The sequence below is a fragment of the Rossellomorea sp. y25 genome (genome assembly GCF_038049935.1).
Lineage (GTDB): Bacteria > Bacillota > Bacilli > Bacillales > Bacillaceae_B > Rossellomorea.
The window spans coordinates 1,494,252-1,506,779 of record NZ_CP145886.1 but is presented as its reverse complement, the minus strand read 5'-3'; the positions used below and the strand labels follow the sequence as shown (position 1 = coordinate 1,506,779).

The window sequence follows — 12,528 nt, the reverse complement described above, 5'->3', positions numbered from 1 at the left end:
CTCATTCACCTCCACGTTCAGCCTTTATTTTGTAACAAGTGCTCTGTTTCTTCTATTAAAGATTTCTTCTCTTCTTCCTTTAAGGGATCCAGGAAGCGGTAAATTGTAGGGTGCTCATACAGCTCTGCCAAGGCATCCTCCCACTCTTCTTCATTCATCTCCTCCAGGGTCGCCATAACCTCCTGTTTAAACGGATCCTGTTCAATGCCCCGACTCGCTTTTGCTTGATTCCACCGTATTGAATGAATCCACTTCACCCCCTCTTGACCCTCATAATCTGACTGCAATGCTTCCAGCAGATCACCATTTTCTATTTTTCCCACCACGTCTTGAGGAAGTGACTCATCATGGTTCAGGACGACCTCTATTAGCATATCCCCGTCGTTCAGGGGTTCAAGGGCTTGCTGGATACGCTGAAACATTTCTCCAAAGCGGTGGACACCTTGGAGGGATACTGTGCATGTCTTCCACATCATGTCGTGAGTCGGAATAAAACTTAACTCTGTATGGTGTTGATCAAGCTCCACTACATAACATCCCTTCATCCCGGTTTCTTTCCTGTGCCTTCCCTGGATGTTTCCTGGGTAGACGATAAAAGGATCTTCATGTAGAATCTGTCGCTCATGAATATGCCCGAGGGCCCAGTAATGGTAATTCTTCTCCAATAATTCACTGATAGTAAAAGGAGCGTATGTTTCATGAGAAGAGTGAACACTTCCTTCGCTGCCATGAAGGATACCGATTGTATAGCGGTCCTCGGATCGTTTAGGAAAGCCTTCTATCCTTCGTTCTCTAATATGTCTGGTATCATAGCTAAATCCCACAATATCGACGGTTTCTCCACTTTGAGTGGTAACTTGCTTCACTTCGGTATCCTTGTTAAAAATATGTATATTCTCCGGCATATCGAGCTCTAATCGATAGCTTCCAAGATGATCATGATTGCCATGCACGACGTATACAGGAATGTTGTGTGCGTGCAATTGATTAAATTGCTTCAATAATTTCGCTTGCGCCCGAATACTTCGATCTTCTTCGTCAAACAGATCCCCGCTGATGATCATAAAGTCAATTTGTCTATGAATCGCTTCCCTGACCACTCTTTCAAATGAAGCGAAAGTACTATTATGAATACGTTCAAACACTTCTTTCGGTAAATGTTTAAGGCCAATAAACGGACTATCCAGATGTAAATCTGCTACATGAAAAAAACGGATTTTATCCATGAAGTTTCCTCCTCGCACTACGAATATATGTTCTAATATTCTTTCATTATATCCTAAAACCGGGGATAATTTCAGTATGTATTCACAATTTGTACGATTCACAGAGAAAGGCTGCCCCGAGCGACGGAGACAGCCTTTCGTTCCAGATTATTTTTTCGATGTTAAATCGATTGCTTTCTTAATATCTTTATAGGAATTGGACTTTCCATAAAGAAGCACTCCACCACGATACACACGTGCCCCAAATACCCCGAGAATAATGATCGTCGCAAGAAGGACCACAATCCCGATGATCGGTTCATACACCGGAAGATTCAGCATCCCTACGCGCAGGAACATCACCATCGGTGTGAAAAACGGGATATAAGATGTAATCGTGACAAAGCCCGCTTCCGGATTTCCAAGACCGAACATGGAGATGAAGAATCCGATCATGATCAGGAAGGTCATCGGCATAATCATCTGCTGCACATCTTCAATTCTACTGACAAGGGATCCCAGTAATGCTGCAAGGGTCGCATACAGGAAATATCCTAATAAGAAGAAGATGATCGCGTAGATAACGACACTCAAGGACAGAGACTCAAATCCGAATCCTTCAAAGAAGCCCCCGACTAGTTCATCTTTCTTGCGAATCATAGTAAAATAGCCTACTGCCAGGATAACGGCTAATTGAGTCAAGCCGGCGAGACCGATTCCAATGATCTTTGCAAACATTTGTTTTACCGGAGACACACTGGATATCAGAATTTCCATGACTCTCGAGCTTTTTTCTGTCGCGACCTCCATGGCCGTCATGTTAGCGTAAGCAATGACAGAGAAATAAATAAAGAACAATAGAACATACACAATGCCTCTCGCCTGACTCAGTTCTTCTTCAGACTTGGCTCCTTCGACAAGGGCTTCCTTTTCAAAAGCAACGGGACCGCTTAACAGGGCCAGTTCATCGCCTGAAAGCTCCAGTTGACTGGCAGCCAGTGAGGATTTTACATTTTGCAGGGCGATTTGCAATTCCCCTGTCACGTTAGACTCTGATAATGAATTGGATTTATAAAGAGCTTGTGGAAGTCCTTCCGGGCTTTCACTTAATACCAGTAATCCCTTTATCTCTTCAGATTCTATTTTCTTCTCGATTTCTCCGGTAGGTTGGGAGGTTGATTCCAGCTTTATATCACTATCCATGACCTCCAGCTGTTGCAGTAGCGGATCGAACATCTTACCTGTTTCGTCCTGAACTGCTACCCTACTTGTATCATCATTACTGAAGTTCGATATGACACTTTCAAAATTGGCCAGTAATACAATGGCAGCGGCTATGATGACCGTGGATATGATAAATGACTTTGCCTTTAGCTTCGACAGATAGGAGTGACCCAGGATCAAGAAGAAATTATTCATAAGAAGTCCCCACCTTTTCTATAAAAATATCGTTCAGGGAAGGTTCCTCTAATTCGAATTTTCGAAGGAATCCTTTTTGTACGACATCATGAAATACTCTTTCAGCCGCAGCCTCAGATTCAACTTGAAGAAGAACTCCCTCCGTTGTTTCCACAAGCTTTGTCACACCCTGCAAGTCCTTCAAGTAGAGAAGGTCAAAGTCTGCATGAATCACGACATTTTTCTTCCCAAAGGAACGCTTGATCTCCTTCAAGCCTCCATGGACCACAGGACGTCCTTTATGCATGATGCATAAGCTTTCACAAAGCTCCTCTACGTGTTCCATGCGATGACTGGAAAACACAATTGTCGTTCCATTTTTCTTTATTTCCCGGACGGCATCCTTCAACAGCTCGACATTTACAGGGTCCAGACCGCTGAAAGGCTCGTCTAAGATCAATAATTTGGGTTTATGAATGACCGATGCGATAAATTGAATTTTTTGCTGATTCCCTTTTGAAAGCTCTTCTACTTTCTTATTCATATATTGGGGAACATTGAATCGCTCCAACCAATACTCCAATTCCTTCAGTATCGCCTTTTTCTCCATTCCGCGAAGACGGGCCAGATAGACGATCTGATCGCTTACCTTCATTTTCGGATATAACCCTCTTTCTTCCGGAAGATATCCGATCTCTGGACTTGTGGTATAATCAATCCCTTTCCCATTCCACGTAATCTGCCCTTCAGTTGCATCTAACAAACCTAACACCATTCGAAATGTCGTCGTCTTCCCGGCTCCATTCGCCCCGAGGAATCCGAACATTTCACTCGGTGGAATTTCAAGTGACAGCTCATCCACTGCTGTGAAATTTCCAAACCTCTTGGTTACCTGTTGAATACGCAAACTCATATCAGCATTCCCTCCTGTACCCATAAACGAGCATCCTTTTTCTCTCTAGTACTCTACGATTTTATCCACAAAAGGTTTCATTTCCCAACTCTTTTTCATTATCAAATTATTTAGACTTTCCAAAAAAAAGATAATATGAAAAAATAAAAGAGTAAATGAATTCTATACAAAGGGGTAAATTACTATGAAAGTCTACAAACTGACAGTCTTTGAAAAAGACGGCAAAAAGATTCTCGATGAATCATTTGAAGCTTCATCCGATAGTGATGCAAAGAAAATGGGAGAATCCATGTTAGAGGAAAAAGGCTATTCCGATCATACTCACCGCTGCACTTCTCCTCTGGGGAAACTATTGTTGTTTCATGTGTAAGATGAACATCCTGCATTGCGGGTCACCCCGAGTGGCCTGCGGTGCATTTTTTTGTTAGAGAGGGATGATTCATTGAACGAAAAAAGAACCAACCCCCATCAGGTCAGTCCTTATTAACCATTATTCCCCCTTGAATTCAGGTCTTCTTTTTTCCACGAATGCACGAATGCCTTCTTGGTGATCGGAGGTTTGACGCATGAGCCATTGACCCTCTTTTTCGAGATCAAGTGCACGCTGAAGCCTGTCTTTGTTTAAATTGACATACACTTCTTTCGTTTTCAGCATCGCTTTCGTCGGTGCACTTAACACTTGTTTCGTGTAGCGCTCGATGCCTTCCTCTAATTTACCCGAAGGTATCGCTTCATCGACCAGGCCTTTCATAAGGGCTTCTTGTCCCTCGAAAACTTTTCCGTTCCAGATCATTCGTTTTGCTTTATGCGTTCCCAGGCGCTCTTGTAAGAGAAAGTGACTTCCTCCATCTGGTATCAGGGCGATGCCGATAAAGTTCATGGCGAGTTTGCTGTCTTCCTCACATAAGATATAGTCAGAAGCAAGAGCGAGGCTGAACCCAAGGCCAGCAGCCGCTCCATGAATGCCTGTCAGAACTATTTTCGGCATAGAGTACAACGTCATGACCAATTCATTGATGGTGTCCATAATACTTGAGAACTGCTCTTCACCGCTTAATGAAAGCATGGATTTAATATCTCCCCCAGAGGAAAACCCCTTCCCTTCCCCTGTCAGGACCAATAAAGAAATCGCTGGATCATTTTTCACTTCCTTTAAAGCAGCCAGTAGCTCACTCATGAGCCCGGCGTCCAATGCGTTCAGGGATTGAGGCCGGTTCAACTGAAGCCTCGCCACCTTACCTTCTTTATGTAATTTCACTGTTTCGTATTGATTTGACACTGTCAAAAAAATCCCTCCCCTTTCTCCTAGCATAGCGTATTTTCCTATTTTTGAAATGATTATTTAGAATAGTACAATAACTCAAAGGGGAGATCGACCCTGTGCCAACCTCCCACTTGATTTACAATTGCTTCATTTTATCCTGTACTTGGTCTCGAAGGGCCCTTTTTAGAAATTTCCCTACTGACGTTTTGGGAATTTCATCAAGGAACAGGATTTCATCAGGCAGCCACCATTTGGCAAACTGAGGTTTCAGGAAGTCCATGATTTCTTCTTGGGTCACGTTTCCTTTTCCAGATTCTTTTAAGACCACACAAGCAATCGGCCGTTCCTGCCATTCTTCATGGGGAACAGCTACTACCGCTGCTTCAAATATATGTTCGTGGGCCATGAGTGCATTTTCAAGATCCACTGAAGAAATCCATTCTCCACCTGATTTAATCAGATCCTTTGTGCGGTCCACGATTTTAATATAGCCCTCTTCATCAATGGTGACCACATCACCCGTATACAGCCAGCCATCACGGAACGCTTCCTGAGTTCTTTCATCTTCATAGTATTCAGAAGCAATCCAAGGACCTCTCAGGGCAAGCTCTCCCATTTCAATACCATTCCAAGCCACCTCCCCGTCTTTCCCGACAATCTTCATGTCTAATCCAGGTACGAGGATCCCTTGCTTTGCTTTCAAATCAAGCTTATCTTCAGCAGAAAGATCATCATGATAGCTTTTTGATGCAGCAATCACGGCAAGTGGACTTGTTTCTGTCATTCCATATGCATGCATGAACGGAATCCCGAATTTCTCTTCAAAGGATCGAATCATCCCTTTAGGAGCCGCTGAACCCCCACATAAAACGGATCTAAGACTCGAGAGGTCATATTCATTCTTTTCCAATTCATTTAATAAGCCAAGCCAAATTGTCGGTACACCTGCAGAAATGGTCACTTTTTCGTCCTGCATTAACTGAGCCAGCAATCCGGGAGTGAAATATGGTCCAGGTAGAACCTGCTTCGTTCCAAACCAAACCGATGCGAACGGAAGTCCCCATGCGTTCACATGAAACATAGGTACGACAGGAAGGGCAACATCGCGCTCACAAACTCCAGTCGTATCAGCAAGCCCTAAAGCCATGGCATGTAATACGATTCCACGATGAGAATAGATGACTCCTTTGGGGTTGCCGGTGGTGGCGGAAGTGTAACACATTCCTGCCGGTGCATTTTCATCAATGTCTGTGCGGAATTTGAAAGAAGGATCTCCTTCTTCCAGTAATCTTTCATAATGATAAACTGGTTCTAAAGACGTCTCGGGCAAGTCTCCATCGGTCATCACAATGAAGGCTTTAACCGTTGGAATCTGATCTTGGATCTTTTCAATGAGTGGAACAATGTCTGAATCAATGAGCAATACTTGATCCTTGGCATGATTGATAATATAAACGATGTGCTGTGGAGATAAGCGAATATTGATCGTATGTAGCACGGCACCACTACAAGGAATTGCAAAGTACGCTTCAAGATGCCGGTGATGATTCCAAGCCAGTGTACCGACCTTATCCCCTTCTTCCACCCCAAGTTCAGAAAGGGAGCTTGCAAGTCTGCGTGTCCTTTCCCCCCACTGTTTATAAGTGAAGCGGTTAATTCCGGACTCCGTACGTGAAACAATTTCTTTCTTAGGAAAATACTTTTCAGCTCGTTCAATCATTTGTGTCAGAAGCAGAGGTGTTTGCATCATATTCGATCTCTCCCCTCAATATGGTAAGCGTTTACAAAAAGTTCTAATTTCTATGTCTATCTTAACTAATTCTACCTTTTTACGATTAATCCTTTATGTAATGTTGAAAAATTCCGTTAATTGATGGTATACCTGTTGTAACAACCAAATATGCTATGAGACGACTTCTGTCAAGTCCATTTCATGTGGTCAACGGTGCAAATGATCACATAAAAACACGCTGTACAGGAACCTTCTCCCGAACAGCGTGTTTTCTTATGAAAATAAATCATCAAGAATCTTGATTTTCTTTTCCGTATATTCTTTAAATCCAAGGTTATAGGCGTTAGGCTCTTTTGGATTGGCAAAGTGAGTGATCTTTCCGGTCTTCGGATCGATGAATTTACTTGCCGCCCCACATCCTATTCCAATTATCGTCTGGACTTCTTCCATGATCATGATGTTATAGATACTATCCTGTGAGGGCAGAGCATAACCGACATTTTCCAGGTTACCGAGGATGTTCTTCTGACGGTATAAATAGTACGGCTCGTAACCATGCTCCTTTGTCCACTCTTCAGCGAGGTTCATCATCTTCTCGATTTCCAATCGGTCTGCCACCTTGTACTTGTCTTTGTTCTTCGTCATTTCAGACGCCCTCTTAAAGGACAAGGTGTGAACCGTCAACGATTCCGGCATGAGCTTCTCAGTTTCATCCAAAGAATGCTGAAGCTCTGGAAGTTCTTCACCAGGAAGACCGATGATCAAATCCATATTGATGTTATTCATTCCCATGTCCCGGGATAAATGAAATTTATCAATTGTCTCTTCCACTGTATGATGACGGCCGATCGCTTTTAATGTTTCCTGAGTGTACGATTGAGGGTTGATGGAAATGCGATCGATATTCCATTTATTGAGTACCTCGAGTTTATCAGTGGAGATTGTATCGGGTCTCCCTGCTTCCACCGTCACTTCCCTTACCTTGTCCACATCAGGGAAGGAGCGATACATTTCTTCGTATAAGTCATCCATTTCTTCGGCGGTGATGGACGTCGGTGTACCGCCACCGTAATAAATGGTCGTAATCTTGACATTATTTTCTTTCAACCACCGTCCCATTTCCTGGATTTCATAGTGAAGTCCGGCCAGGAAGGAATCGACCCGTCCTTGTTTACCGAGAATTGCGTATGCTGGAAAAGTACAATAGGCACATTTGGTCGGACAAAATGGGATCCCGATATAAATGCTCACTTCATGCTGCAGGTCATAGAGGTCTGGTACAACAGATAACTGACGGTCTACTATATTTTGCATCAGCTGAATTTTTTCATCGGTAATGAGGTATTCTTCCTTCAATTTCGCATGAATTTCTTCCTTGGGCATTCCCAACTGCGTCTGCTTATGCAAGAGCTTGGTTGGACGGATTCCCGTTAAAATACCCCACTTTTGCCTGATTCCCGTCAAGTCTTGAAGAACATTTAAATACACATGAGATACGGCTGTTTTCAACTGTTTGAATCGTTCTTTCTCATTTTCATACGATGCCCAATCATGTTCATACTTCGCAGTGTATGACTGTTCAGAAGACGGTTTTGTTAATATGGCTTCCGCTCTAATCTCTTCTTCTATCGAAAGTTCTATATGGACTTGAAGATCAGCGCTATCACAAGCACCAAAGTAAATCACGGACTCTTCAAAAAATAAATTCGCAATCAATCTCAGAGGGCGCTCATAACGCTCATCCTCGATCCCTTTTATCAAAACATTCACGTTCTAATCACCTTTTCCCAAATCTGATAAGCTTTTATAAGTGTACAGAAAGGGGTGGGAATGGTCAATGTCTGGCGGGCTTAACTCATATAAAATAACCCCCCGCATTTCCAAAGGAAATGCGGGGGGTATCCGTTTATGATTTAATGATGTTCATTTTCTTCAGGAATGGGATGGGGTGCTGCTTGCGGAAAAGCTCTGTTACAAAGTATGGGATGCCTTTTTCGCTTTGGCTGCGTGTAATCCAGTTCGCTGCTTCTCTCACCTGTCTAGGGGCATCTCCCATAGCAACCCCAAGACCGCAGCATTCCATGGAATCGATGTCATCCAGCCCCGATCCGACCATCACGATTTGGTCCTTCTTCACTCCAAGGCGTTCAGACAGATACATTAGTCCCCGGAGCTTCGATACGCCTTTTGGTACAATATCCAGTTTATAGTCAGATATAGGAATGGCATCCACTTCTTCATACATCCCTCTTATAGAGGCGACAACGTCCCACACATCTTCCCGATGCTCCATAACCACCGATATCTTCGGAACCGACATCGGATTCTCTAAGAGATGATCACTCACACGGTCCACAAATTGCTTACTATATAGTAATTTGGACTCTCTTTGCCATGAGATTTTCGCCATATCCCTTGCCTGGGAATTGGCTTTGCCAACGATTGAGCGCTTCTCTTGGGACAGGTGTACCTGACTTGAGAAGCCTTCAAGGAATTGAGCAATTTCATACGTAATGTCTTCGGCAATCTTTTTTACATACATCGGTTTTTCCAGCTCACCAGCAATATATGCCCCACTATGTGTGACGAGCGGGGTTTTGAGCTTTAGGGCTTTGGCTACTTTCTTTGCTGAAGAAAAGCTCCTGCTTGTAACCAATGTGACCGGTACCCCTTTATCTTGAACGTACTCAATTGCATCCTTTGTTTCCTTCGCAATTTTTCCGTTTTCATTTACAATCGTTCCATCGATATTTAACGCTAACATTCTATAGATCATCATTGGTGTCCCCCCTATATGTTGTCTACTCCCTTTCTTTACTTTTATGAAGGAAGGGAGACAAATATGACAAGAGGGGATTGGAAATCATGGGGGGGACTTCTGAAGGGAGGTTCTGAGTGAAAAACAAACCAAAAAACCGACTCCCCATCAGGAAGTCGGTCCCTTTTCAACACCTATTATTTCTGCATTGAACCATAAAGTTCTTCAAGAGGCTTCATGATGACTTTGTTTAAGTCATTGATGACCATGCTCATGCGTTGCTCAGCTTCCATAAGCTTTGCGATTACTTCATGTTGTTGAACAAGTTGAGCTGTCTTTTGAGCTTGTTCTACTTCTTCTTGAGAGATTTCTTCACCGCTCATTTGTTTTTGTTGAAGTGTCATTTGGATGTTTCTGAAGTTTTCAAACATCTTGTTAGCAGATTCGTCATTGTTTACTTCGTCATACATCTTCTTCAGTTGTAGAAATTCATCGCTTTGACGTAAAGCACTTTCCAATTCGTTCGCTTGATCGTATAAGTTAATAGCCAAAATACGTACCTCCTATAATTTCACTCTATGTTTCCTACACCACTATAACAAACTATAGAGTGAAATTCTAGGAAGGACCCTTAGGCCCTGCTGAATTAAGAGATAAAGAGGGCTATGACCCCTTGAACGATACCGATCACTCCACCAAGTAATGCCCCTAAGTAAGTGATCATCTTGAATTCACGACGGGAAATGCCGAGAACCAATTCTTCCAATCTTCCAACTGAAAAAGATTCGACCTGTTCCTGCACAATATGCTGCAGGTGCATCTTCTCCATCAGATTCGGAATCTTCTTCGATAAGAGGTCCGTCCCTCTGTCCACCCATTTCGGGAGCTGAAGGTTGAAGAAGGAATCCTTATGCGGCTCAAGAAAGTTTCTTAACGGCTTCTCCAGGTGGCCTTCGATGTTGACGAGTTTGACCAGGGATGCCTGGACGGATTGAATCAAGTCTTCTTCCGGTAATCGATCGATGAACTCATCAAGCTTCATTTGTTTCAGTTTGGACCATTCTTTTGTCAGCAGATTGTAAAGGATTTCCTGCGTTCCTTCATGCTTGATAAACTTTACGATTTCAGGTTGTACTTTGTCAGCTACCGATGTGTTACCCAGGAACATTCCCAGCATGTTCCCAAGCATGCCCCGTTCTTTAAGAAAATCGTCGATCATGATTTTCACTTTCAGCTTCCCTTCAGGACTTGTGAAATAAGTTTCCGCCCGGTTTGCGATAAAGTCAACAAGCTTCGGAATACTTTCTTCCACTCTTTCCTGCCACTTTTCAGGAAGAGCCTCTTCAAGCTTTTTAGATGTGTAGGCTGCCTTCGTATCTTTCATCTTTACAGCTACCCACTCTTCAAGCCATTCATTAAGACGATCGGAGGAAACAGGGATTTGCAGGATGTCCAGCCATTCATTCACGGTTTTGTCCGATGTGAAGACAGGCTGTAGTTCTTCCGCTAGCCAGTGGGTTACATCCCTTTGAAAATCATCGTTCATCACTTTTTTCTGAAGGCTTTCAGGCGTGATTAAATGATCGACCACCATTTTCCCGAGTTGTTCTGCCAATTCTCCCCGGCGTTTTGGAATCAACCCTGGTGTGAATGGTACTTTAAAATTCCCGATATAGTAAGCCTTATAAGGTCTGAATAACATTTTTATGGCTAATGAATTGGTGACTCCTCCAATGAGTGCTCCAATCAAAACCATGAACAGTATTAGGATGAAAGCATCCAGCATGATTGCACCTTCCTTTTCTACTTCTCCGGTTTGAACATTTTGCCCGGGTTTACATAGAATGCTATATCAACATTAGCCCAATAAATCATTATAGAATTATTCTTACGGGTTATGCAAACGGGGAATGCCGGATGAAGATAAAATGTTCATTTAGTTCGCATAAAAATAATCATGATCATCATCACTTATATATCCCAAAGCAGATGATGAATCGATACCCTTTTCAACGGAGCATGACGCTGAAATGTGGGAACTCCCTTCTTAACGTTACATGTAAGGAGGCTTCGACTGATTCTTTACAGATTATGTTAGATACTAGCGATTCATTATTCTCTTCTATACCGAACCTGGAAAATATATGGATATCCATCGATTCAAGGAATAACATCATTCACATGGGACCGGTTGTGGCCCTATTAATCAACCAATTTTCCTTGAATGCATTACATTCACACTCTTTAAAAGAATATTTTACAGAGTGTCAGAGCTGGTTTCAACGAAAAGGTGGACTTTTTTACCTGCTTCCCCTCTCAAACTTTGTTGGAGACCTCCCTGAAGGGGTCGCATATCTCTATCAAGACTGGCAGTCCACAACGCTTCCTGCTCCTCACGTCATTTACAATCGTTGTCATTCCCGGAAGGTAGAAAGAACCCCTTCCTATGAAAAAGCCCTTACCCGCTCTGAACATCGCCAAATTCATGTTTTCAATTCTGGATTTCTTTCGAAAGACGAGGTTTACAATGCGCTGAAAGACAGCCCGTCCTTAGCACATCACTTGCCCAAAACCATGCACGGAATCGATTCATTGGAGGAAATGCTTTCCTTGTATAAGGATGTTTTCGTCAAAGGGATAAACGGGAGCAAGGGACGTTACATCATGCGCATTCAAAAAAGAGACAACGGATTTACCATGTACCAAAATTCATTCTCCTCTCATAGTCCACTTACTTTCCCAACTTACTCTGCACTCTATAAACAAATTCGGTCCTGGTGTAAACCTTCCTCTTATATCATTCAGGAAACCATTCCTTTCCTTACAGTGAAAGGTCAGCCATTGGACTTTCGGTTTCTATGTCATTTCAATGGAAAAGAAAGCTGGGAAATCGTTTCTTCTGTTGCCCGTGTTGCATCACAGGATCAATTCGTTGCAAACGTCGATCAGGGAGGAAGCATCGAAAGACCTCTTTCTATCTTGCATACTCTTTTTCCATCTAAGAAATGCGTAGCGATTCTAACTGAAATGAAGGAGTTATGTACGACATCTGCCAAGCTTCTTTCTGAGACTGTAGATGGGCATTACGCAGAGCTTGGCATTGATGTCGGCATCGATGAAAGCGGGAAGCCATGGCTGATCGAAGTCAATTCCAAACCTTCTAAACGAACATACCTGGAAAACGACCGGATCCGTCCGTCGGTTAAAGCCCTCTATGAATATAGTTTCACAAAATGGATGAACAAGGAGGATTAAAAC

At 42.9% G+C, this 12,528-nt stretch carries 11 protein-coding genes; 2 read left to right on the top strand and 9 right to left on the bottom strand.

Features of this window, described 5'->3' with window-relative positions:
- Positions 1–17 precede the first annotated feature (17 nt).
- The 3 genes from AAEM60_RS07505 to AAEM60_RS07495 all read right to left on the bottom strand — a co-directional run bounded on the left by AAEM60_RS07505 (position 18) and on the right by AAEM60_RS07495 (position 3,516).
- A complete protein-coding gene (locus AAEM60_RS07505; RefSeq protein ID WP_299739977.1) occupies positions 18–1,226 on the bottom strand; it encodes a DNA repair exonuclease in 1,209 nt (402 codons plus the stop codon).
- 147 nt (positions 1,227–1,373) lie between these two features.
- Positions 1,374–2,624: an ABC transporter permease gene (locus AAEM60_RS07500; protein WP_299739975.1), complete on the bottom strand. Its 1,251-nt coding sequence runs from the start codon at positions 2,622–2,624 to the stop codon at positions 1,374–1,376.
- The gene (locus AAEM60_RS07495) at positions 2,617–3,516 is read right to left on the bottom strand and encodes an ABC transporter ATP-binding protein (RefSeq protein ID WP_299739973.1); all 900 of its coding nucleotides are present in this window, start codon (positions 3,514–3,516) and stop codon (positions 2,617–2,619) included. Before AAEM60_RS07495 ends, AAEM60_RS07500 begins: the two co-directional genes overlap by 8 nt.
- A 184-nt stretch (positions 3,517–3,700) precedes the next feature.
- Here AAEM60_RS07495 and AAEM60_RS07490 point away from each other — a divergent pair, with 184 nt between their 5' ends.
- Entirely contained in the window at positions 3,701–3,886 is a 186-nt protein-coding gene (locus tag AAEM60_RS07490) for a YhzD family protein (protein ID WP_113971251.1), read from the top strand.
- Positions 3,887–4,006: 120 nt separating this feature from the next.
- On the opposite strand, the gene AAEM60_RS07485 is transcribed toward AAEM60_RS07490, so the two are convergent.
- The 6 genes from AAEM60_RS07485 to AAEM60_RS07460 form a co-directional block, all read right to left on the bottom strand.
- Positions 4,007–4,801: an enoyl-CoA hydratase gene (locus AAEM60_RS07485; RefSeq protein ID WP_299739967.1), complete on the bottom strand. Its 795-nt coding sequence runs from the start codon at positions 4,799–4,801 to the stop codon at positions 4,007–4,009.
- A 115-nt stretch (positions 4,802–4,916) separates the two neighbouring features.
- Positions 4,917–6,530 (bottom strand): long-chain fatty acid--CoA ligase, encoded by a 1,614-nt coding sequence (locus tag AAEM60_RS07480; RefSeq protein ID WP_341357750.1) that lies wholly within the window; start codon positions 6,528–6,530, stop codon positions 4,917–4,919.
- 255 nt (positions 6,531–6,785) lie between these two features.
- Positions 6,786–8,282 (bottom strand): coproporphyrinogen III oxidase, encoded by a 1,497-nt coding sequence (locus AAEM60_RS07475; protein WP_299739963.1) that lies wholly within the window; start codon positions 8,280–8,282, stop codon positions 6,786–6,788.
- A 136-nt stretch (positions 8,283–8,418) separates the two neighbouring features.
- Positions 8,419–9,291 carry an HAD-IIB family hydrolase gene (locus AAEM60_RS07470; RefSeq protein ID WP_341357749.1) on the bottom strand — a complete coding sequence of 291 codons (873 nt, stop codon included), beginning with the start codon at positions 9,289–9,291 and terminating at the stop codon, positions 8,419–8,421.
- 176 nt (positions 9,292–9,467) lie between these two features.
- Entirely contained in the window at positions 9,468–9,821 is a 354-nt protein-coding gene (locus AAEM60_RS07465) for a YlbF family regulator (RefSeq protein ID WP_299739960.1), read from the bottom strand.
- A 95-nt stretch (positions 9,822–9,916) separates the two neighbouring features.
- Positions 9,917–11,056 carry a DUF445 family protein gene (locus AAEM60_RS07460; protein WP_341357748.1) on the bottom strand — a complete coding sequence of 380 codons (1,140 nt, stop codon included), beginning with the start codon at positions 11,054–11,056 and terminating at the stop codon, positions 9,917–9,919.
- A 131-nt stretch (positions 11,057–11,187) separates the two neighbouring features.
- Between AAEM60_RS07460 and AAEM60_RS07455 the strand changes: the two genes are divergently transcribed.
- A complete protein-coding gene (locus tag AAEM60_RS07455) occupies positions 11,188–12,525 on the top strand; it encodes a YheC/YheD family protein (RefSeq protein ID WP_299739956.1) in 1,338 nt (445 codons plus the stop codon).
- Positions 12,526–12,528: the final 3 nt, after the last annotated feature.